At 73.1% G+C, this 22443-nt stretch carries 17 protein-coding genes and 1 pseudogene; 7 read left to right on the top strand and 11 right to left on the bottom strand.

Going from position 1 to position 22443, the window contains the following annotated elements; all coding sequences use genetic code 11:
• Positions 1-134: 134 nt before the first annotated feature.
• The 3 genes and pseudogenes from GA0070560_RS03015 to GA0070560_RS03005 form a co-directional block, all read right to left on the bottom strand.
• Positions 135-476: pseudogene (locus GA0070560_RS03015) on the bottom strand (DUF3140 domain-containing protein); the annotation flags it as partial.
• The gene (locus GA0070560_RS03010) at positions 463-681 is read right to left on the bottom strand and encodes a hypervirulence associated TUDOR domain-containing protein (protein WP_091291087.1); all 219 of its coding nucleotides are present in this window, start codon (positions 679-681) and stop codon (positions 463-465) included. The gene GA0070560_RS03010 and the pseudogene GA0070560_RS03015, both read right to left, overlap by 14 nt.
• A gap of 109 nt (positions 682-790) precedes the next feature.
• Positions 791-1591 carry a class I SAM-dependent methyltransferase gene (locus tag GA0070560_RS03005; RefSeq protein ID WP_091291084.1) on the bottom strand — a complete coding sequence of 267 codons (801 nt, stop codon included), beginning with the start codon at positions 1589-1591 and terminating at the stop codon, positions 791-793.
• 373 nt (positions 1592-1964) lie between these two features.
• Here GA0070560_RS03005 and rpsA point away from each other — a divergent pair, with 373 nt between their 5' ends.
• Together rpsA and coaE are read left to right on the top strand one after the other, a co-directional pair.
• Positions 1965-3458, top strand: coding sequence for a 30S ribosomal protein S1 (rpsA, locus tag GA0070560_RS03000; protein ID WP_043967455.1), 1494 nt, complete (start codon positions 1965-1967; stop codon positions 3456-3458).
• A gap of 251 nt (positions 3459-3709) precedes the next feature.
• Positions 3710-4891: a dephospho-CoA kinase gene (coaE, locus tag GA0070560_RS02995; RefSeq protein ID WP_091291081.1), complete on the top strand. Its 1182-nt coding sequence runs from the start codon at positions 3710-3712 to the stop codon at positions 4889-4891.
• Between the two features lie 84 nt (positions 4892-4975).
• Here coaE and GA0070560_RS02990 read toward each other — a convergent pair whose 3' ends face one another.
• Positions 4976-6550: a LolA-like protein gene (locus GA0070560_RS02990; protein ID WP_211565740.1), complete on the bottom strand. Its 1575-nt coding sequence runs from the start codon at positions 6548-6550 to the stop codon at positions 4976-4978.
• A gap of 303 nt (positions 6551-6853) precedes the next feature.
• On the opposite strand from GA0070560_RS02990, the gene uvrB reads away from it, so the two are divergent.
• Positions 6854-8959 (top strand): excinuclease ABC subunit UvrB, encoded by a 2106-nt coding sequence (uvrB, locus tag GA0070560_RS02985; RefSeq protein ID WP_091291888.1) that lies wholly within the window; start codon positions 6854-6856, stop codon positions 8957-8959.
• Positions 8960-9095: 136 nt separating this feature from the next.
• The gene (locus tag GA0070560_RS02980; protein WP_091291079.1) at positions 9096-10010 is read left to right on the top strand and encodes a DUF5753 domain-containing protein; all 915 of its coding nucleotides are present in this window, start codon (positions 9096-9098) and stop codon (positions 10008-10010) included.
• A 67-nt stretch (positions 10011-10077) separates the two neighbouring features.
• On the opposite strand, the gene GA0070560_RS02975 is transcribed toward GA0070560_RS02980, so the two are convergent.
• Positions 10078-10836, bottom strand: a complete 759-nt coding sequence (locus GA0070560_RS02975) for an SDR family oxidoreductase (protein ID WP_091291077.1) — start codon at positions 10834-10836, stop codon at positions 10078-10080.
• A gap of 155 nt (positions 10837-10991) precedes the next feature.
• Positions 10992-11285 (bottom strand): antibiotic biosynthesis monooxygenase family protein, encoded by a 294-nt coding sequence (locus tag GA0070560_RS02970; RefSeq protein WP_091291074.1) that lies wholly within the window; start codon positions 11283-11285, stop codon positions 10992-10994.
• Between the two features lie 439 nt (positions 11286-11724).
• Here GA0070560_RS02970 and GA0070560_RS02965 point away from each other — a divergent pair, with 439 nt between their 5' ends.
• Complete coding sequence (locus GA0070560_RS02965; protein WP_091291072.1) at positions 11725-12723, top strand: TerC family protein; 999 nt, start codon at positions 11725-11727, stop codon at positions 12721-12723.
• 58 nt (positions 12724-12781) lie between these two features.
• Here the strand turns inward: GA0070560_RS02965 and GA0070560_RS02960 are convergent, their stop codons facing one another.
• Together GA0070560_RS02960 and GA0070560_RS02955 are read right to left on the bottom strand one after the other, a co-directional pair.
• Complete coding sequence (locus tag GA0070560_RS02960) at positions 12782-13699, bottom strand: C40 family peptidase (protein WP_091291069.1); 918 nt, start codon at positions 13697-13699, stop codon at positions 12782-12784.
• A gap of 54 nt (positions 13700-13753) precedes the next feature.
• The gene (locus GA0070560_RS02955; RefSeq protein WP_091291067.1) at positions 13754-14851 is read right to left on the bottom strand and encodes a mandelate racemase/muconate lactonizing enzyme family protein; all 1098 of its coding nucleotides are present in this window, start codon (positions 14849-14851) and stop codon (positions 13754-13756) included.
• A gap of 43 nt (positions 14852-14894) precedes the next feature.
• On the opposite strand from GA0070560_RS02955, the gene GA0070560_RS02950 reads away from it, so the two are divergent.
• Positions 14895-15692, top strand: coding sequence for a tyrosine-protein phosphatase (locus GA0070560_RS02950; RefSeq protein ID WP_091291886.1), 798 nt, complete (start codon positions 14895-14897; stop codon positions 15690-15692).
• Positions 15693-15717: 25 nt separating this feature from the next.
• Here GA0070560_RS02950 and GA0070560_RS02945 read toward each other — a convergent pair whose 3' ends face one another.
• Together GA0070560_RS02945 and typA are read right to left on the bottom strand one after the other, a co-directional pair.
• Entirely contained in the window at positions 15718-16584 is an 867-nt protein-coding gene (locus tag GA0070560_RS02945; protein ID WP_091291064.1) for a serine hydrolase, read from the bottom strand.
• Positions 16585-16706: 122 nt separating this feature from the next.
• A complete protein-coding gene (typA, locus tag GA0070560_RS02940) occupies positions 16707-18575 on the bottom strand; it encodes a translational GTPase TypA (RefSeq protein WP_091291061.1) in 1869 nt (622 codons plus the stop codon).
• A 135-nt stretch (positions 18576-18710) separates the two neighbouring features.
• Here typA and GA0070560_RS02935 point away from each other — a divergent pair, with 135 nt between their 5' ends.
• Positions 18711-20126, top strand: a complete 1416-nt coding sequence (locus GA0070560_RS02935) for a DedA family protein (protein WP_091291058.1) — start codon at positions 18711-18713, stop codon at positions 20124-20126.
• A gap of 112 nt (positions 20127-20238) precedes the next feature.
• Here the strand turns inward: GA0070560_RS02935 and GA0070560_RS02930 are convergent, their stop codons facing one another.
• Positions 20239-22365, bottom strand: coding sequence for an MMPL family transporter (locus tag GA0070560_RS02930; protein WP_091291055.1), 2127 nt, complete (start codon positions 22363-22365; stop codon positions 20239-20241).
• Between the last annotated feature and the right edge of the window lie 78 nt (positions 22366-22443).

Here is a 22443-nt window from a genome sequence, read left to right as displayed (position 1 = left end):
TAGGAGTTTCCGGGGCAGCCCGACCCGCTCCGGGCGGTCAGGCTTGATCCCTGTGCGGGCCGGGCTGCCCCGGAAACCCGGACGTGGTCGCGGTGGTGGGTCGACGCTGGCATGGGGACCAGCAGGGGTTGCTATTTCAGGGGGTCGTGGCCCCAGTTCATCAGGGACCAGCGCCACTTGGTGTTCCGGACGTCGCCGGAGGGGCGCTGCGCCATGTGCCGGTGCACGTACCCGATGACCTTGCGCATGTGCTTGTAGTCGGCGGCGGTCAGCTCCGCGCGCTTGCGGCGCAACAGGTCGATGATCCTGCGGCCGGACTCGTGGCCGACCGATTCGCCGCCCTTGGTGCCCTTCTTCCGCCAGCCGACGTGCTTGGACTCGTCGGTCTCCAACCACGTCCGCAGCTCGCCGGGCTTCATGTTCACCGCGTCGGTGAACTCCCGGTAGGTCTGCTCGGGATCGTCACTTCTGCTCATGGCGCAGTGCCTCCGGCCGGTGGGCGACGTCGCGCCCCGAGTCGTCGTTGCGGATGCGGTACTGCGGGTCGTCCGGCGACGCGTTCACGGTGTGCCCGCGCACGTGCGTCCGCTCGGTGATCTTCTCCTTGACCACGCCGTACGCCCGGCCGCTGTGACTGGCCCAGGAGACGTGGTCGCCCGTGTGGAACTCCTTCTCGGCCATGACCGTCGCGTACCCGGCGCCGGTGGGCCGAAACGAGCGTGCGGCGCTACGGGGTGATCTCGGCGACCGGAAGCTCGATCTCGAACGGCGGACCGGGTCCTGCTCGTGGTCAGGCCGGTTTCTCGGTGACGAAGATGGCGGTGCCGGGGAAGAGCCGCCCGCGCAGCGGACTCCACTGCCCCCAGATCCCCTCGTGCCCCGCCGGCCACTCCGGCTCCACCAGGTCGAGCAGGCGGAAGCCCGCCCCGACCAGCTCACGGATCCGGTCGCCGAGGGTGCGGTGCTGCTCGACGTACGTGGCCACCCCGTGCTCGTCCTGCTCCACGTACGGGGAGCGGTCGAAGTACGAGTGGGTGGCGACGAGCCCGCCCTCACCCGGGTCGTCGAGGAAGATCCAGCGCATCGGGTGGGTCACCGAGAAGACCCAGCGCCCGCCGGGGCGCAGCACCCGGTGCACCTCGGCCATCAGGGCGGCGGAGTCGTCGACGAAGGGGATCGCGCCGAACGCGGTGCAGGCGATGTCGAACGCGGCGTCGGCGAAGGGCAGCGCCAGCGCGTCGGCCTGCACCAGCGGCACGCGTACCCCGGTGGTGTCGGCGGCGTGTGCGGCGTGCCGCAACATCCCCGCGGAGAGGTCGAAGGCGACCGGCCGGGCCTCCTGCCGGGCCAGCCAGCGGGCGCAGGCGGCGGCGCCGCAGCCGACCTCCAGTACCCGGCGTCCGGCGACGTCGCCCAGCAGCCGGGCGTCGGCCTCGCGCAGCCCTTCCGGGCACCAGACGAAGTCCACGTCGCCGAGGAACGCGCCGTGTTCGGCCTGGTAGTCGTCGGCGTCGGCGTCCCACCAGCCGCGGTTGGCCCGGCGCGCCTCCGCGTCGCCGACCCGCCGTCGGGTCACCCGGTCGTCATCCACCCGTCCACGCTAGGCCCTGCCCCGGACACCTCGGACGGCGGCCGCGCCGGGGTGCGCTACCTTTCTCTCCCGGGGCGGATGTGACGCACGAGACAGTCGGGAGGCTTTACCGCCGATATCTCCGCTTTCGCAGCTGATGAGGTCGCGAGGACACGGGAGGCCTTGCACGCTGTGGTAATGCAGCAGGTAGGCTAGACGATGCGCTCGCGGATCGTGTGCCTCGGCAGGGAGCAGGTGCGCGGTCACCGGAGCCACTAATGATCTTCACTTGGCGATCGTTCGGTGTGCCCCGGCGGCGGATCCGTTGGCGCGAAATGGTCACTGCGACACCACGCCTGCTGTGACAACCCATCCGACCGGAGCAACCGCCCACATGACGAGCAGCATCGAGGCCCCCTCGAGCGCCACCCGGGTCACCCACGACGATCTCGGCTCCGAGGAAGCTTTCCTCGCCGCGATCGACGAGACCATCAAGTACTTCAACGACGGCGACATTGTCGAAGGCACCGTCGTCAAGGTCGATCGGGACGAGGTCCTGCTCGACATCGGCTACAAGACCGAGGGTGTCATCCCCTCTCGGGAGTTGTCGATCAAGCACGACGTGGACCCCGCCGAGGTCGTCTCGGTCGGTGACCACATCGAGGCCCTTGTCCTCCAGAAGGAGGACAAGGAGGGTCGTCTGATCCTCTCCAAGAAGCGGGCGCAGTACGAGCGGGCCTGGGGCACGATCGAGAAGATCAAGGACGAGGACGGTGTCGTCCGCGGTTCGGTCATCGAGGTGGTCAAGGGTGGCCTCATCCTCGACATCGGGCTGCGTGGCTTCCTGCCCGCCTCCCTGGTCGAGATGCGGCGGGTGCGTGACCTGCAGCCGTACGTCGGCCGCGAGCTCGAAGCCAAGATCATCGAGCTGGACAAGAACCGCAACAACGTGGTCCTGTCCCGCCGGGCCTGGCTGGAGCAGACGCAGTCCGAGGTGCGCACCGAGTTCCTCAACAAGCTGCAGAAGGGGCAGGTCCGCAAGGGCGTCGTCTCCTCGATCGTCAACTTCGGCGCGTTCGTCGACCTGGGCGGCGTGGACGGCCTCGTGCACGTCTCCGAGCTGTCCTGGAAGCACATCGACCACCCGTCCGAGGTCGTCGAGGTCGGCCAGGAGGTCGAGGTCGAGGTCCTGGACGTCGACCTGGACCGCGAGCGGGTCTCGCTGTCGCTGAAGGCGACCCAGGAGGACCCGTGGCGTCAGTTCGCCCGTACCCACGCGATCCAGCAGATCGTGCCGGGTAAGGTCACCAAGCTGGTGCCGTTCGGCGCCTTCGTCCGGGTGGACGACGGCATCGAGGGCCTGGTCCACATCTCCGAGCTGGCCGAGCGCCACGTGGAGATCCCGGAGCAGGTCGTGCAGGTCGGCTCCGAGGTCATGGTCAAGGTCATCGACATCGACCTGGAGCGCCGCCGCATCTCGCTGTCGCTCAAGCAGGCCAACGAGGGCTTCGTCGAGGGCGAGGAGCACTTCGACCCGACCCTCTACGGCATGGCCGCGACGTACGACGCCGAGGGCAACTACATCTACCCGGAGGGCTTCGACCCGGAGACGGGCGAGTGGCTCGAGGGGTACGACAAGCAGCGCGAGACCTGGGAGAACCAGTACGCCGAGGCGCGTCAGCGCTGGGAGGCCCACACCAAGCAGGTGCAGACCTCCCGGGCCGCCGACGCCGAGGCCGCTGCCAACCCGGCTCCGGCCGTGTCCACCGGCGGCACCACCACCTCGACCAGCACGGCCCCGAGCCGGCAGGCCGAGGAGCCGGCCGGCACCCTGGCCACCGACGAGGCGCTCGCGGCTCTGCGGGAGAAGCTCGCCGGCGGCAAGTGAGCCGGTGACAACTCCAGTTCGGTGTGGCTGATGCCGCGCGACGACCTGGAACGTCACTGACGACGACGGGCCCCGTCCCCGCGATCCGGTTCCACCGGGCCGCCGGGGGCGGGGCCCTCGCGTGTCCGCCGACCGGCGGCGACCTGGCCGCGTCGACGGCAGACACCGACGGTGCGACCCGGGGTGGATCACGCCCGTCCGCAGGGGTGCCCGGGTTGGCGGCGCGGACGGTGATCCGGTTGACTGGTCGGGTGCTGATGGTGGGTTTGACCGGTGGGATCGGGTCCGGCAAGAGCGCGGTGGCGTCCCGGCTGGCCGAGCGGGGCGCGGTGATCGTGGACTCCGACCGGATCGCCCGCGAGGTGGTCGCCCCGGACACCGAGGGGCTGGCCGAGATCGTCGCCGCCTTCTCCGAGCGGGTGCTCGACGCCGAGGGCGCACTGGACCGGGCGGCGCTGGGCGACGTGGTCTTCGGTGACGACACCGCCCGCCGCCGACTGGAGGCGATCACCCACCCCCGGGTCCGGGCCCGCTCCGCCGAACTCGTCGCCGCCGCCCCCGCCGACGCGGTGGTCGTCAACGACGTGCCGCTGCTGGTGGAGGTGGGGCTCGCCCCGACGTTCCACCTGGTGGTGGTCGTGCAGACGGAGGTCGCCACCCGGGTGCAGCGGCTGGCCCGGCACCGGGGCATGTCCCGGGCGGAGGCCGAGCGGCGCATCGCCGCGCAGGCCGACGACGCCCGCCGGCAGGCGGTGGCCGACGTGGTGCTGCACAACGACGGCACCCTGGACGACCTGCACGCGGCGGTGGACGCCCTCTGGCAGGACCGCCTGCTGCCCTACGAGCGCAACGTGCGGCAACGGCGCGCGGTGCGCCCCGAGCGGGTGGTGCTCACCGAACCGGACCCGACCTGGCCGCAGCAGTACGCCCGGCTCGCCGCCCGGATCCGGCACGCGGCCGCCCCGGCGGATCCGCGCGTCGACCACATCGGCTCGACCGCCGTGCCCGGGCTCGCCGCCAAGGACGTGATCGACATCCAACTCACCGTCGACTCGCTTGAGGAGGCGGACGGGCCGTTGGCCGAGCGCCTGGCCAGGGCCGGTTTCCCCCGGCTGCCCGGCGAGTGGTGGGACAACCCGCGCCCGGCCGGCGACGGGCGGTGGGAGAAGCGGCTGCACGGCAGCGCCGACCCGGCTCGCCCGGCGTACCTGCACCTGCGCGTGGCCGGCTCGCCCGGCTGGCGGTACGCCCTGCTGATGCGCGACCACCTGCGCGCCGACCCCGACCAGCGGGCCGCCTACCTGATGGTGAAGCGGGAGTTGGCGGCGGCCGCCCCGGACAACGGCGCGTACGGGACCGCGAAGGACCCCTGGTTCGACGAGGAGCACCTGCGGGCCGAGGAATGGGCCGCCCGGACCGGTTGGCGACCCTGACCGGACGCGGGCCGGCACCGACCCTGACCGGACGCGGGCCGTCACCGGCCCTGACCGGACGCGGCCGTCACCAGCCCTGACCGGTCAGCGGCGGACCCGGGGCCGACCGGGCGAGGCGGTGGGCTTCCCGGCCGTCGGCTTCGCGGTGGACGGCTTCGGTCGGGGCGGCGCGACGCCGGCCGGCACCGGGCCGGGGGTTAGATCCAGCTGCGCCCAGGCGCCGGGGCGGGTACGCAGCTCCAGCCGGCGCGGCAGGCCCGTCCGGTCCAGCCAGTAGCGCAGCCGCAGCCCCTGGACGCGCAGCTCGACCACGTCCACCACCCGCCCGGCGATCCGGTCCCCGCGCAGCCGCACGGCGGCGCCGGGGCGCAGCGGCGTGGCGCTCGCCCGTACGGCGGTGTCGATCAGCAGGTCGAGGTCGTCGCTCGGGCGTACCCCGCGACGCCAGCCGGCATCCGGCGGCGGGGGCAGCGGCGGTCCGGTGGGGGCGGTGGCGCTGCCGGCTCCCGGCCCGACCGGCACCTCGGCCCGGGCGAACCCGGCCGGATCGCGGCGCAGCAGGGTACGCCGGCCGAGGGTGTCCAGCTCGGCCACCGACAGGTACGCCACCGCGCCGGACCAGCTCAGCCAGCCGGAGCCCCGCAGGTTGGCGGCGGCGCCGAGCGGCGCGGTCACGGTGACGGCGGCGCCCGCCTCGGCACGCAGCCGGTCGGGCACCCGGGCCAGCCGCTCCCCCTCCTCGTCGGTGAGCGTCCGGGGCAGTGCGGGTCGGCCGCCCAGCGCGTCGATCGGCCGCAGCGTGGGCCGGTCGAGGCGGGCCAGCTCGACGGTGACCGGGGCACCGTCGGGCAGCCGTCCCCGCCACCGGTGCAGCCGGGAGTCGCGATCGACCCACCAGCGCGGATCACCGTCCCCGGCCGCCCGTGGGGCGGGCGTGCCGGTGGTGGGGGCGGCCGGGGCGGGCGCGGGCAGTGCGGCCTGGAACACGTCGACCGGCTCGCCCTCGACGGTCTCCCGTCCCACCCAGCGTCCGCCGCCGCGTCGCAGCGGGTCGGCGGGGTCGACGTGCCGTGCGCCGAGGTTGAAGAGCAGGTCGAGCGCGCCGGCCAGCCCCCGTCCGGCGGGCAGGTCACGCAGCCGCCAGCGGTCGGTCGGCGGGTCCAGGGGCGGGGGCGCCGACGCCGGCCCTCCCGCCGGGTCGGGGCGGACCACGACCACCGAGGGGGTGGCCTGGAGCAGCCCGCGGTCCGTCCCGGCGCCCGGCCCGCCCACGTTCAGGTAGGCCAGCGGACGGGCCCAGTCGATCCAGCCGACGAGGTCGGTGCGGGCGGGGCCGGCGCCGACGACGAGGCGTACCCCGGCCCGGACGTCGCGGTAGTTGGTGACCCGGGTCGCGGCCAGCCGCTCGGACTCGCTGCCGGTCAACGCCCGGGCCGGTCCCGCCGGAGCGGGGGCCCAGTTGAGCAGCCCGGCGACCAGGGCGGCGGCGGATGCGGCGGCGACCACGGCCAGGGCGAGCAGGGTGGTGCGGCGGCGTCCCGGCTCGTCGCCGGGGGGTTCACCGGCGGAGACGTCCGGGGGGATCGGGGCGGCGCGCAGGCCGGGGTCGCGGCGCCGTCGGCCGCGCCCACGGCGACGTGGGTCGGGGGAGGTTTCCACGAGGGATGAACGCCTGGCGGGGGCGGAGGGTGACGACGCAGGGGCGCTCGCGGCGGCCGGTCTGCGCCGTGGGCGCGACCACGCTCGGGTGCGCACGCCGGTGATGTCCGGGTGCTGCGACCCCGCGTGCCGGGGGTGGGAGCCCGTGAAGGCCCGGCCACCGGTCCGGTCGGCCGCCGCGAGCGGCCTACGGCATCCAGGCTAGCGCGGGTGGGATGTGCCACACAACGCGAATATCGAAGCCGATCACGGACCCACCGTAGTGGCCTCGGAGTGTCGGACCCCGGGCGTACCGTGGAGGTCATGGCGCTCGACATTCCCCGGCTGGACGGCCGCTTCCAGGTCGTCAGCGAGTTCCAGCCCGCCGGCGACCAGCCGGCCGCGATCGACGAGCTGGAGCGCCGGGTGCGGCGCGGTGACCGCGACACGGTGCTGCTCGGCGCGACCGGCACCGGCAAGAGCGCCACCACGGCGTGGCTGGTCGAGCGGTTGCAGCGGCCGACCCTCGTGCTCGCCCCCAACAAGACGCTCTGCGCCCAGCTGGCCAAGGAGTTCAGCGAGCTGCTGCCGCACAACGCGGTGGAGTACTTCGTCTCCTACTACGACTACTACCAGCCCGAGGCGTACATCCCGCAGACCGACACCTACATCGAGAAGGACTCCTCGATCAACGAGGAGGTCGAGCGGCTGCGGCACTCGGCCACCATGTCGCTGCTCACCCGCCGCGACGTGATCGTGGTGGCCACGGTCTCCGCGATCTACGGCCTGGGCACGCCGGAGGAGTACCTCGACCGCGCGGTGCGGGTCGCCGTCGGGCAGGAACTCGACCGCGACCAGCTGCTGCGCCGGCTGGTCGACATCCAGTACACCCGCAACGACATGGCCTTCCAGCGGGGGACGTTCCGGGTCCGCGGTGACACGCTGGAGATCATCCCGGCGTACGAGGAGCTGGCCGTCCGGATCGAGCTCTTCGGCGACGAGGTGGAGAAGCTCTACTACCTCAACCCGCTCACCGGCGACGTGGTCAGGGAGGTCGACGGGCTGGTGATCTTCCCGGCCACCCACTACGCCGCCGGTCCGGAGCGGATGGAGCGGGCGATCCGCGACATCGAGACCGAGCTGGGGGAGCGGCTGGCGGAGTTGGAGCGGCAGGGCAAGCTGCTGGAGGCGCAGCGGCTGCGGATGCGCACCACCTACGACATCGAGATGATGCGGCAGGTCGGCTTCTGCTCCGGCATCGAGAACTACTCGATGCACATGGACGGCCGGCTGCCCGGCAGCCCTCCGCACTGTCTGCTCGACTACTTCCCCGACGACTTCCTCACCGTGGTCGACGAGTCGCACGTCACGATCCCGCAGATCGGCGGCATGTACGAGGGCGACGCGTCCCGCAAGCGGATGCTCATCGACCACGGCTTCCGGCTGCCCAGTGCCGCCGACAACCGCCCGTTGCGCTTCGACGAGTTCCTGGAGCGGGTGGGCCAGATGGTGTTCCTCTCCGCCACCCCCGGCCCGTGGGAGCTGGAGCGCGCCCAGGGCGAGTACGTCGAGCAGGTGATCCGGCCGACCGGCCTGATCGACCCGGAGGTGGTGGTCAAGCCCACCAAGGGCCAGATCGACGACCTGATGCACGAGATCAAGCTGCGCACCGAGCGGGACGAGCGGGTGCTGGTCACCACGCTGACCAAGAAGATGGCCGAGGACCTGTCGGACTACCTGCTGGAGAACGGCATCCGGGTGCGTTACCTGCACTCCGAGGTCGACACCCTGCGCCGGGTCGAGCTGCTGCGCGAGCTGCGAAAGGGCGACTACGACGTGCTGGTCGGCATCAACCTGCTCCGCGAGGGTCTGGATCTGCCCGAGGTCTCCCTGGTGGCGATCCTCGACGCCGACAAGGAGGGCTTCCTGCGCAGTGGCCGGTCGTTGATCCAGACCATCGGCCGGGCCGCCCGCAACGTCTCCGGCCAGGTCCACATGTACGCCGACAAGGTCACCCCGTCGATGGCGGCCGCGATCGACGAGACCAATCGCCGGCGGGCCAAGCAGATCGCGCACAACGAGGCGCACGGCATCAGCCCCGAGCCGCTGCGCAAGAAGATCCACGACATCCTCGACGACATCTACCGCGAGGCGGAGGACACCGAGAACTCGCGGGTCGGCGGCGCGGTGCGGCAGCTCTCCCGGGGCAAGGCGCCGGTCAAGGAGACCCGCAGCCGCAGCCGGGCCACCGCCGGCCCGTCCCGGGAGGGGATGGCCCGCGCCGACCTGGCGCAGCTCATCCAGGAGCTCAACGACCAGATGCTGGCCGCCGCCCGGGAGTTGCAGTTCGAACTCGCCGCGCGGATCCGCGACGAGGTCGCCGAGCTCAAGAAGGAACTGCGCGGGATGGACGCCGCAGGCGTGAAGTGACGGCCGGGGCGTGGCCGGGCTGCGGATGGTCGTGGGCCGTCCTGACGCCAGCCGCCCCATTGGACGGTTGCTATGCGCAAGCAAGCTATTGCAGTGGGTGACGGTCCTGCGTACCCTCCGTCGTGGGGAGGCAGGGATGCCGTTGTCATCGAGTCCGGTCATTCGACGTGCGCGACTCGGCGCCGAGCTGCGTCAGTTGCGCAGGCGGAGGTCGCTCACCCTGGAGCAGGTCTGTGGCCTGCTGGGTTGGGCCTCCACCTCCAAGCTGTCCCGGGTCGAGCTGGGGCAGAGCCGGCCCGACCTCGCCGACGTGCTCGACCTGCTGGACGTCTACCAGGTCTCGCCGCCGCAGCGGGACGCGCTGATCGTCATCGCCCGGGACGCGGCGACCAGCCGCGGCTGGTGGCGGACGCTCGGCGAGATGCACGAACGGCAACGCACGTACGCCGAACTGGAGGCGGGCGCGGCGGCCATCGTGGAGTACCAGCCGGCCGTCGTGCCCGGTCTGCTCCAGTCGCCCGGGTACGCCCGCCAGCGCATCGCTGCCGGCCGGCTGCTGCACCCCGAGGTCGACGTCGATGCGGACGTCCGGGCCCGGTTGATGCGCCAGGAGGTGCTGCGCCGCGCCGACCCGCCCCGCTACACCGCGCTGCTCGACGAGCGGGCCTGCGACCAGGGCGGCGGGTCGCCCGAGGTGTGGCGGGAGCAGGTGGCGCACCTGGTCGCGCTGGCCGACCTGCCGCATGTGACGGTCCGGGTGGTGCCGCGTGCCGCCGTGCCCCGCGCCGGGCTGCACCCGTTGACCGGCTACTCCAGCTACGCGTTCCCGGACCCGGCCGATCCGCGTACCGTCATGCTGGAGACGCTCACCGCCGACGTGCGGTTGGTCTCCGAGGCCGACGTCGCCCGCTACGAGCGGATGAGCGACTGGCTGGCGTCGGTCGCCCTCGGTGGTGACGAGACGCGGGCGTTGCTGCGCGACCGGGCGGCCGCGGCGGCGAACGGGCATCATCCGCCGGATCCGGCCGCCGCCGCACCGTCGGAGGGCTGAGCCGGGGTCGTCCGCGATCGGATCCGGAGCCGCGTGCCGTCGCCCGCCCGCCCGGCGGCCGGTCGGCTCACCGGTACCGGTGGAAGCCGCCCTCCGAGTCGATCACCTGGCCGGTGATCCAGCCCGCCTCGGGTGAGCAGAGGAAGCGGACCAGTCGGGCAGCGTCCTCCGGGGTGCCCCAGCGGCCCCCGGGGAAGAGGCGCGCCACGGCGGCGTGCGTGTCCGGCGGGGCGTACCCGGTGTCGGTCGGTCCCGGGTTGACGCAGTTGACGGTGATGCCGCGCGGCATCAGCAGTGGGGCGAGCTGAACGGTGAGGTTCTCCACGCCCGCCTTGCTGGCCGCGTAGGCCAGTTCGCCCGGCATCGGGCCGAGCCGCTGACCGCTGGAGAAGAGCACCAGCCGGCCGTCCGCCCCGGCGAAGGCCGCGGCGAACGCCTCGGCGAGCAGCAGCGTGGCCCGGACGTTGACCAGCAGGTGCCGGTCGATCTCACCGGCGTCGAGTGTGCCGAACGGTGTGTGGGTGGAGTACGCGTGCACGGCCGTGACCACGTCGAGCCGACCGCGCCGGCGGACCGCCTCGGCGACCAGCGCGGCGGGAGCGGCCGGGTCGAGCAGGTCGGTGGGAACGTGATCCGCCGCGCCGCCGAGTTCGGCGAGGAGTCCGGCCACGCCGTCCGGGTCGCCGCCGTAGGGCTGGGCGTCGTCGTAGGCCGGCAGGCCGGTCAGCAGCAGCCGGTACCCGTCGGCGGCGAGCGCCCGGGCGACTGCGGCGCCGATGCCGATCCGCCTGCTCACCCCGGTCACCAGCGCCACGCGATCAGCCATGATCGTCAGTCAACCCAACCGACCCTATCGCCGCAACGAGAATGTCACGCGGTCACCGGACCCGGCGCCCCCGAACGCGTCGGGGCCGGTGTGCCGCGCGTGCGCCGCACGGTAACCCGGGGGTCTGACAAAGGCGGGTGTGGATCGATCCGGGCTCAGGCGGGGACGTCGACGAAGTGCTCGACGTGGGGCGGGCCGGCGAAGTGCGGGCCGATCAGCGCCCGCCACTTCCCGAACGCCTCGGTGGCCCGGAAGTTCTCCTCGTGCGCCTGCACCGAGTCCCACTCGACCAGCAGTACGAAGCGGGTCGGGGTCTCGACGCCCCGGGTCATCCGGACCGACCGGCAGCCCTCGACCGCCGTGATGACGGCGTGCGCCTGCGCGTACGCGGCGGCGAAATCGTCCTCGTGTCCGGGCAGTACGTCGATGAGCGCGACCTCAAGCACCATGACCGAAGCCTCGCACGGCCCGCGACGGGACCGACGGGGTGGGGGCTTCTCCGCCGGCCGGCACGGCCCTGGCGGTGATCGCTCGAGGCCGGGGAGACGCGGAGCGCAACACTAGCCTCCTAGGATGCTCTAGCGGATGTGCGGCACCATCCACGTCGGAACGTGATGCTGCCGGCAATCCGGCAACCTGGAGATGCGCCGCCCGCACCGAATGGTGAACAATGGCCGCCGAGGAGGGGAGTATTCCCTCGCGACGGAGTCGTCAGCACGGTCGACCGCCAACCCCCGGCACCCGACCCGGCTCCGTCGGTCAACGTCCCGCTAGCGGGTCGCTGGCGGAAGAGACCTCCGACAGTCACCAGAGTCCGCGTCGCCACCCGCGCCGCCCTGACCCGGGCGTACGGTGTGCCCGACGCCGCGTGTCTGCCGGAGGAATGGATTGAACGTGTCCGCAATGGTGTGGGCGGGAACGCTCGTCGCGATGACGGCGATGCTCCTCGTCGACCTCTTCATCGTCGGTCGCCGCCCGCACGAGCCCAGCATCCGTGAGTCGAGCATCTGGGTCGGCTTCTACGTGGGTCTCGCCCTGCTCTTCGGCGCGGGTCTCTGGCTCACCTCCGGCGCGAGCGTGGCCGGGCAGTTCTACACCGGTTGGCTCACCGAGTACAGCCTCTCGGTGGACAACCTCTTCGTCTTCGTCATCATCATGGCCCGGTTCGGGGTGCCCCGGCAGTACCAGCAGAAGGTGCTGCTCATCGGCATCGTGCTGGCCCTGGTGATGCGCGGTGGCTTCATCGCGGCCGGCGCCGCGCTGATCTCTGAGTTCTCCTGGGTCTTCTACATCTTCGGCGCGTTCCTGATCTACACGGCGGTCAACCTGGCCCGCCAGGGTGAGGCGGACGAGGACGAGTTCAGCGAGAACGTGCTGATCCGGTGGAGCCGCAAGGCGCTGCCGATCTCCAGGGACTACGACGGCGCGAAGCTGACCACCTACCAGACCGGCAGGCGGTTGTTCACCCCGATGCTGATCGTGATGATCGCCATCGGCACCACCGACCTGATCTTCGCGCTGGACTCCATCCCCGCGATCTTCGGTATCACCCAGGAGCCGTACCTGGTCTTCACCGCGAACGTGTTCGCGCTGATGGGTTTGCGCCAGCTCTACTTCCTGCTCGGTGGCCTGCTGGACCGGCTGATCTACCTCAGCTACGGCCTGGCGGTGGTGCTCGGCTTCATCGGTGTGAAGCTGGTGCTGGAGGCGTTGGCCGACAACCAGGTGCCGTTCATCAACGGCGGCGAGCACGTCGGCTGGGCTCCGCACATCCCGATCTGGCTCTCGCTGACGGTCATCCTCGGCACCCTCGCCGCGGCCACCGCGGCCAGCCTGGTCAGGTCCTCCCGGGACCGTCGCCGCGAGCTGGCCGACGCCCGCCGCTGACCCGCGCACCCGAGGTAGGGGCGCCCTCCGCGCGGAGGGCGCCCCTACGTCGTACGGGTCAGACCCGCCGCACGGCCACCAGGGTGGCCACCCGTTCGGGTGGCAGCGGCTCCTCCAGGACCCGGCGCTGCCGGTAGCAGGCGTGCAGCATCCGTCGCTGATCGGCCGAAGGCTCGGCGGTGACGATGCCGACGTGGTGGATGTGCCGGTGCGGACGGGCGAAGAAGTAGAGGTCGCCGGGGCGTTCCTCGCCCAGCGGCACCTCGACGGTCGCGCCGGCCTGGTCGTCGGCGTCGCGGGGCAGAGTCACCCCGAAGCGGCGCCAGGCCAGGTGCACCAGGCCGGAGCAGTCGATGCCGTGGCTGGAGAGCCCGCCCCAGACGTAGACGACGTCACGCAGCCGTTCGGCCAGGGCCAGCACCTCGGTCGGCTTCGGCTGCCCGGTGGGCAGCGGCACGGCGTCCGCCTCCGGTATCCAGAGCGGACCCGGGCGCCCGGGAACGTGCACCGGCTGCCAACCGTCGGCGGGTGTGCCGGCCGGGTCGAGCCGGGTGCCGAGCACGACTCCGGCGAGCGCCGCCGGGCCGTCCGGTGCGGTGTGCAGCGCGGTGACGGCCGCGTCGACGACCAGCGGGGCGCCGGCCGGGCCCGCCTCGTCGGCGGGGGCGAGCTGGGCGGCGGGCAGCCAGCCCGGGTAGCCACGTGGATCGAGCTTCGCGGAGGGCTGGCCGAGGACGACCACGTGCGCCCAGCCGTCCGGGCGCAGCGCGGTGACGAGCACCCGTTCACCGAGCAGGAGCTGCGTCAGCACGCAGTCGCCGACCCGCTGGTCGGCGTCCATCCTGGCGATCCAGTCGGGGATGTCGGTGTGCGTGGCGAGGGCGGGACGGTCGACGGGGCGTACCGCGCCGGGGTCGGCCCAGAGCGTGGCGACGGAGACCCGGACGACGGCCTCGCGGCCGGGTTGCAGCTTCACGTCGACCTCCGGTTGCGGGCGCCTACCCGACCCTATGAAAGAAACCGACAGCCATCAACCATGCTGCTGCACTTTTACTTCAGTCACGGAGGAGATGCCGAGCCCCGGGGCGTCGGGCAGCACGACGCTGGCCCCGTCGTACCGGATCCCGCCCCGCACCGGCGACCAGGCCAGCCACCACGCGGCGTCGAGATCGGACACGGCGCTGGTGCGGTACGCGGCGACCAGGCTCGCGGCGGCGCCGACGCCGACCGCGCTCTCCATCATCGAACCGACGACCGTGCCCATGCCGTGCGCGCGGGCGAGGTCGAGCAGCGTACGGGCGGGATGCAGGCCGCCGCACTTGGCCAGCTTCACGTTCACCATGTCGGCGGCCCGCCGGCGGATCACCTCGACCAGGTCGCGCACACCGAAGACCGACTCGTCGGCCAGGATCGGCACGGTCACCCGGTCGCTGACCCAGGCCAGCCCGTCCAGGTCCCACCGGGGCACCGGCTGCTCGACGAGTTCGACGTCGAGCCCGGCGTCCTCGATGCCGCGGATCACCCGGACCGCCTCGCGGGGCGTCCAGCCCTGGTTGGCGTCCAGCCGCACCCGCACGCCCGGACCGACGGCCGCCCGCACCGCGCGGACCCGGTCCAGGTCGCTCGCGGCGTCCGTGCCCACCTTGAGCTTGAGCACGTCGAAGCCCTCGGCGCGGCGCTGCCGGGCCGCCGCCGCCAGCTCCACCGCGTCGCCGGCGGCCAACGTGACGTCCGTCGGGACGCGCAGCGCCGTGCCGCCGAGCAGCCGCACCAGGGGTACGCCGAGCCGCCGAGCCGCCAGGTCGTGCAGCGCGACGTCCAGCGCCGCCTTCGCCGACTCGTTGCCGGCCGCCGCCGCCTGCACCTGCGCGCAGCGGGCCACCAGGTCGTCGGCGTCGCGGCCGACGACCGCGGGGCCCAGCACGTCGCGGACGCACGCCTCGGCCCCGGTCACCGACGCCCCGGTGACCTGCCAGACCTGCGGCGCCTCGCCGAAGCCGGAGCGTCCGTCGTCGTCGATCACCTCCACGACCAGGGTGTCCACGGTGGTGGCGCGCCGCAGCGCGGTGACGAACGGCGTGTGTAAGGGCGCGGAAAGCCGGTGGGTGCGTACCGCGGCGATCGTCATGTGCGGCACCCTATACGCAGCCGGACAGGGGAGGGTACCGATGATGGACGGGCGGGACTGGGAACTGGTGGGCGCGCCCAACGCGCGTGACCTGGGTGGGCTGACCACCACCGACGGCCGCCGGGTACGCGCGGGCCGGCTGCTGCGCACCCCGGCGCTGGGCCGGTTGACCGACGAGGACCTACCGGTGCTGGGCGAGCTGGCGCCGGCCTGCGTGGTGGACCTGCGCGACGCCGCCGAGATGTCGGTCGCCCCGGCGGACCGGCTGGTGGGGGAGCCGCGAGTGGTGCACCTGCCCGTGCACGACCCGGCGCACCCGGTCTTCACGTACGTCTCGGCGGTGCTGCTCGGCCACGACCTGGAGGCGTACGACGAGTTGGCCGAGGAGGGCACGCCGGCGGCCATGGCGGCGATCTACCGCTGGTTCGTCACCGGGGAGTCGGCGCGGGCCGGGTTCGGGGCGGCGGTGCGGCTGGCCGCCGAGGCGCGCAACCTGCCGCTGCTGTTCCACTGCTCGGCCGGCAAGGACCGCACCGGGTGGCTGGCGGTGGTGCTGCTGACCGCGCTGGGCGTGGACGACGCGGCGATCCGGGCCGACTACCTGCGCAACAACGAGCTGACCCTCAGCCTGCGCGAGGTGCTGCTGGAGGCGATGGCGCGCCGGCACCCGGCGCTGGACCCGCAGACCGTGCGGCCGGTGCTGGAGGTGCGCCCGGAGTACCTGGACGCCGCGTACGACGAGGTGCGCCGGGTGCACGGGTCGTTCGAGGCGTACCTGCGCGACGGGCTGGGTGTGACCGACGAGGTGCGCGCCGCGCTGCGGGACAACCTGCTGGAGTGATTCCGCCGTCGGGGCGCCCGGCGGCTCAGCCGGCCAGGTCGTGTCGGGCCGCCCAGACCGTCGCCGACACGTCGGCGATGAGCCGGCAGGCGTCGTCCTCCACCTCCTCGCCGCTCGCACCGCCGTCGGCCAGGTCGGTGGTGGTGCAGACGGCGATCACGTACGGCGGGGCGTCGTCCGGGAAGACCACCCCGGCGCCGTGGCGCACGCCGCGCACCCAGCCGTTCTTGTGTGCGATCCGGGTTCCCGCCGGCAGCCCGGAGGCCAGGTCCTCGCGGTGTTCCTGGGCCACCAGCACGTCCACCATGGCGGCGCAGCCGGCCGGTGAGGCCAGCGGTCCCGGCCGGTCCGCCCCGCCGGCCAGGCCGCCGAGCAGCGCGGCCAGGTCGGCGGCGGTGACCAGGTTGGTGATGCCGGCGTCCCGCGCGGCGAAGTCCTCGATGCCCCGGCCGGTGACGCTGTGCCGGGCGCCGGCGAGCGCCCACGCCCGGGCCACGGCGGGCAGGCCCACCCGGCCGATGACGATGTTGGTGGCCAGGTTGCTCGACCGGGTGATCATCCGGTGGGCGAGCCAGCGCAGCGGGACGGTGTCGCCGACCCGTTCCCAGACCGCCTCGTCGTTGTCGTAGTGCCGGGCGCAGGAGAACCGGGGCGCGCCGGGCAGGGCGGAGTCGAACTCGTTGACCACGGCGACCGGGGCGTCGAGGTCCAGTTCGCCGGCCTCGGCGGCGCGGTGCAGCGCGAGCAGCACCGCGACCTTCATGGTGCTGGCCGCGTAGTGGGTCGCCCCGGCCTGCCGGGTCCAGGTGGGCGGCGCACCGAGCCGTCCCACGTACGCGGAGACGGTGCCGGGCACCCGGTCCAGGCGGGCGTCGAGCTCGTCGGAGATCATGCCGGTGACCGTAGCGGATCCCGGCGCGACGGGGGCGGCGCGAGCCCACCCGAGGGTCCACCCGAGACGGGTGAGCCCCGGCCGTCAGGGACGGCCGGGGCTCCGGTGGGGCTGGTCGGTGATCAGCCGGCGTGCTTGCGGCGGGCCGCCATCCGGCCGCGCTGGGTCTGGTCCAGCACCACCTTGCGGATGCGCACCGCGGCCGGGGTGACCTCGACGCACTCGTCCTCGCGGCAGAACTCCAGCGCCTGCTCCAGCGACAGCTTGCGCGGCGGGATCAGCTTCTCGGTCTCGTCGGCCGTCGACGAGCGCATGTTGGTGAGCTTCTTCTCCTTGGTGATGTTGACGTCCATGTCGTCGGAGCGGGAGTTCTCCCCGACGATCATGCCCTCGTACACCTCGGTGCCCGGCTCGACGAAGAGCTGACCGCGCTCCTGGAGGTTGGTCATCGCGAACGCGGTGACGCTGCCCGCCCGGTCGGCGACCAGCGAGCCGTTGTTGCGGGTACGCAGCTCGCCGAACCACGGCTCGTAGGACTCGAAGACGTGGTGCAGGATGCCGGTGCCCCGGGTCTCGGTCAGGAACTCGGTGCGGAAGCCGATCAGGCCGCGCGCCGGGACCAGCCACTCCATCCGGATCCAGCCGGTGCCGTGGTTGACCAGCTGCTCCATGCGGCCCTTGCGGGTGGCCAACAGCTGGGTGATCGCGCCCAGGTACTCCTCCGGGGCGTCGATGGTCAGCCGCTCGACCGGCTCGCAGGTCTTGCCGTCGATCTCCTTGGTGACGACCTGCGGCTTGCCGACGGTCAGCTCGTACGACTCGCGGCGCATCTGCTCGACCAGGATGGCCAGTGCCAGCTCACCGCGGCCCTGCACCTCCCAGGCGTCCGGCCGTTCGGTCGGCAGGACCCGCAGCGAGACGTTGCCGACCAGCTCCTTGTCGAGCCGGTCCTTGACCATCCGGGCGGTGACCTTGGCGCCCTTGACCCGGCCCACCAGCGGGGAGGTGTTGGTGCCGATGGTCATCGAGATGGCCGGCTCGTCGACGGTGATCAGCGGCAGCGGGACCGGGTTCTCCGCGTCGGCCAGGGTCTCACCGATCATGATCTCCGGGATGCCGGCGACCGCGATGATGTCGCCGGGGCCGGCCGAGTCCGCCGGCTTGCGCTCCAGGCCCTCGGTCATCAGCATCTCGGAGATGCGGACCCGCTGGGTGCTGCCGTCGGTGCGGCACCAGGCCACGGTCTGGCCCTTGCTGATCGTGCCCTGCCGGACCCGGCACAGCGCGAGCCGGCCGAGGAACGGCGAGGCGTCGAGGTTGGTGACGTGCGCCTGCAGCGGCGCCTCCTCCTCGTACGCGGGCGGCGGGATGGTGTCGAGCAGGGTGCGGAACAGCGGCTCCAGGTTGTGGCTGTCGTCGGGCACCGCGCCGTCGGCGGGCTGGGTCAGCGAGGCGATGCCGTCGCGGGCGCAGGCGTAGACGATCGGGAAGTCGATCTGCTCCTCGTCGGCGTCCAGGTCGAGGAAGAGCTCGTAGGTGTCGTCCACGACCTCCTTGATCCGGGCGTCCGGACGGTCCACCTTGTTGATCACCAGGATGATCGGCATCCGGGCGCGCAGCGCCTTGCGCAGCACGAACCGGGTCTGCGGCAGTGGGCCCTCGCTGGCGTCGACCAGCAGCACCACCCCGTCGACCATGGTCAGGCCCCGCTCGACCTCACCGCCGAAGTCGGCGTGCCCGGGGGTGTCGATGATGTTGATGGTGACCGGCTCGGACCCGTCGGCCGGCATGTACCGCACGCCGGTGTTCTTGGCGAGGATGGTGATGCCCTTTTCCCGTTCGAGGTCCATCGAGTCCATGACCCGCTCGGTGGTCTCACCACGGGCGCCGTAGGCGCCGGCCTGCCGCAACATGGCGTCGACCAGGGTCGTCTTGCCGTGGTCGACGTGGGCGATGATGGCGACGTTGCGGAGGTCGGTGCGAAGCTGCATACCCTCCATACTCCTGTCTGCGGTTGCCGGGGCGCGTGTCGGGGTCACCCCCGAGATCGCCCGGATCTCTGCCGAAACTGCTGTTCCGACCGTTCCAGCGGCTGGCATGCTGGCCCCCGTGGTGCTGGGGGCCGGATGCATGACCTGCTGACGTCACTGCAGGGACTGCCGACCCTGGTGATCTACCTGGTCGCCGCGACGATCGTCGCGGGCGAGACCGCGGTGATCTTCGGTCTGCTGGTGCCGGGAGAGGCGACCCTGCTGCTGGTCGGCTTCCTAGCGTACGCGGGGACGCTACGGCTCGCCCCGGCGCTGCTGGTGATGACCGGGGCGGCCGTGATCGGCGACACACTCGCCTTCCGTGCCGGCCGCCGGTACGGGCCCCGGCTGCGCGCCTCCGGACTGGGTGCCCGGGTCGGCCCGCACCGCTGGTCACGCGCCGACGCGATGCTGGGTCGCCTCGGCGGACGGGGCGTGTACGCCGCCCGCTGGGTGGCCTTCGCCCGCACCCTGGTGCCCCGGCTGGCCGGCGCCGCCGGGATGCCGTACCGGCGTTTCGCGCCGTGGAACGTGGCCGGGGTGGCGAGCTGGGTGGGCGGATCGGTGCTGCTGGGTTACCTCGCCGGCGAGTCGTACGAGACGGTCTCCCGGCTGCTCGGGCGGGCCACCGGCGTGGTGCTGACGCTGTTGGTGGTGCTGGCCGCGATCGTGCTGGCCGGCCGCTGGCTGGGGCGCCACCCGGACCCGGTGCGGGCGCTGCTGTCCCGGGCGGCCGCGTTGCCGCCGGTGCGCTGGGTCACCGGGCGGTACGGCGTCCTGTTCTTCCTGATCGCCATGCAGGTCGGCCCCGGTGGGGCGCTGCTGGTCAACCTCGCCGCCGGCCTGCTGCTGCTCTCGGCCGCCGGGTTCGCCGTCGCCTGGCTGCTGGAGGCGGTGGTGCGCTGGAGCGGGCTGGCCGTGGTCGACGGCGTGATCGCCGACTGGTTCGCGGACCGCCGCACCCCGGGCGCGGTGGAGGTGGCCCTCACGACCGTCTCGGTGCTGCGCGGGTCGTACCTCATCGTGCTGGTGACGGTGGTCGCCGCCGGGCTCGCCTGGCGGCACCGGCCCTGGCGGGCGGACCTGCTCAGCGTCCTCGGCACGGCCGGGGCCTTCCTGCCGCTGGTGGTGCTCGCCGTGGTCGCCGACGCGACCGCGTCGGGTCGGTCGGCTGTCGTGTTCCCGACCCAGAACGCGGTGGCGGCGGCGAGTCTCTGCACGCTGGCCTGGCTGTTGTCCCGCGACGCCCGCTGGCCGCTGGCGGTGGCCGCCTGGACCGCGGCGGCGGCCGGCATCGCGGTGGTCGGCGGAGCCCGTCTCTACCTGGGCTGGAGCACGGCCAGCGGCACGGCGACCGCAATTCTGCTCGGGGTGGCGTGGACCGCCGTCTTCGTGGTCGCCTGGATCACCCGCGACCGGACGGTGGCAGCCGGCCCGGCGCGGCATGCTCCCACGCGGTTCCGCGCCCCGGTCAGCGGCGGCTCGGGCACCGGGGGCACCACCGGGCAGTGAGCGACATGCGGTGCCTCCGCGACGTGCGGGCCGTGGTGGGTGAGGGTGCCCGCCCGGACCACCGACGGGGGCCGGAGCGCGTCGCGCCCCGGCCCCCGTCCGGTCGATCCGGTCAGTCGCGCGCGGCGACCGGCTCCCGCTCGGGCGCGGCGTCCACCGCCGGCTCCCGGGCGATCCGGCCCGGCCACCAGAAGCGGTCGCCGAGCAGGAACGCCAGCGCCGGCACGAGCACGGTCCGCACCAGCAGGGTGTCGAGCAGGACGCCGATGCAGACGATGATCCCGATCTGGGTCAGGGTGATCAGTGGCAGGACGCCGAGGACGGCGAAGACCGCGGCGAGCAGGACGCCCGCGCTGGTGATGACCCCACCGGTGACCCGCAGCGCGGAGAGCATCCCGTCGCGGGTGCCGGCGGTGCGGGCGTCCTCCCGGGCCCGGGTGACCAGGAAGATGTTGTAGTCGACGCCGAGGGCCACCAGGAAGACGAACGCGAGCAGCAGGACCCCGCTGTCCAGCGCCGGGAAGCCGAGCACGTGGTCGAAGAGCAGCCACGCCGCGCCCAGGCTGGCGAAGAAGGACGCGATGACGGTCAGCACGAGCAGCACCGGCGCGACCAGCCCTCGCAGCAGCAGCACCAGGACGGCGCCGACCAGCAGCAGGATGATCGGCAGGATCAGCCGCAGGTCCTTGCCGTTGGCCTCGTCCGAGTCGTACGTGGCGGCGACGGTGCCGCCGACGACTGCGCCGTCGAACTCCTCGACGCCGTCGAGGGCGGGCGGGGCGGAGTCGGGGACGGCGGCCACGGCGTCGCGCAGCGCCTCGATCGTCCGGTCCGAGGCGGGGGTGCCCGGCTCGGCCTCCAGCACGACGTCGACCTGGGCGACACCCGAGCCGGTCTCGCCGGGGCGCGCGGAGGCCACCCCGGGCACGGCCGTGGCGGCGTCGGTGACGGCTTGTACCGCCGACGGGGCGGTGAGCACGGCGACCGGCTGGGTCGTTCCGGCGGGGAACGCCTTGGCGAGGGTCTGTGCGCCGGCGACCGCCTCGGGCTCGACCCGGAACTGCTCGGTTTCGGACAGGCCGGTGCGGATCCCGAGCCCGCCGACGGCGAGCCCGGCCAGCAGCAGGGTGGCGAGCAGCGCGACCGGTGCCGGGCGGCGGACCACGACGGTGCCGAGGCGGCCCCAGAGCCGGCCCTCGCGGACCGTGCCGCCGACCCGGGGCACGAACGGCCAGAACAGGCCGCGGCCGAAGATCACCAGGGCTGCCGGGAGGACGAAGAGCGCCGAGAGCATGGCGAGGACCACACCGGTGGCGCAGGCGACCGCGAGGGCGCGGTTGAGTTCCTGCTCGGACAGCAGCAGGGTGAGCACGCCGAGGACCACCGTGAAGCCGCTGGCGAGGATGGGTTCGGCGGTGCGCCGCAGGGCGGCCCGCATGGCGACGAAGCGGTCCGGCTCGCGGCGCAGTTCCTCCCGGTAGCGGGCGATGAGCAGCAGGGCGTAGTCGGTGGCCGCGCCGAAGACCAGGACGCTGGCGATGCCGGTGACGGCGCCGCCGGCGAGGTTGATGCCGAAGGCCGGGACGATCGTGTCGAGGGCCCGCAGCGTCAGCTGCTCGGTGGCCGCCACGATGACCAGCGGCACGATCCACAGGAACGGGCTGCGGTAGGTGATGAGCAGCAGCAGCGCGACGACGCCGGCGGTGACGATGAGCAGGGTGGTGTCGGCGCCGGCGAAGACCTCGGTGAGGTCGGCGGTGAAGGCGGGCCCGCCGGTCACCTCGACGGTGAGCCCGTCGGGCAGCGCCGTCAGCGCGGTACGGAGCTGGTCGACCCGCTCGGCGACCTCCTCCTGACCGCCGGCGGTGGAGAGCGGTACGGCGACCAGGGCCACCGTGCCGTCGGGGGAGACCTGTGGCGGGCTGACCTGGCCGCCGACGGCGAGCCGGGCGAGGTCGCCGGAGGTGGCCGCGAGGGCGGAGCGGTCCGCCTCGGTCAGCGGGCCGGCGTCGTCGCGGCTGACCACGACGATCGCCGGTTGGGCGTTGCTCGACGGCAGTCGCTCCTGGAGCCGCTCGACCTGGGTCGACTGCCACTCGACGGAGAGGCCGGTGGCGGAGACGGGGGCGGGGTTGTCGGGCTTGGGCAGCCCGAAGACGACCGCCCCGAAGACGATCGCGGCCACCACGGTGAGCCAGGCGGCCAGCCGGCTACGGGCGACGCGGGTGAACAGAGACATCGGATGCCCTCACGGTCCCTCGACGTTGAAATCTCGACTCTCAAGAGTCTCGCTCAGCAAGGATAGTATGGCAACTTG

Origin of the sequence: Micromonospora halophytica (assembly GCF_900090245.1) — a bacterium.
In the GTDB taxonomy this organism is placed as follows: Bacteria; Actinomycetota; Actinomycetes; order Mycobacteriales; family Micromonosporaceae; genus Micromonospora; species Micromonospora halophytica.
Note: the sequence above shows the minus strand (reverse complement) of the source record. Positions and strands in the feature narration are given on the sequence as shown.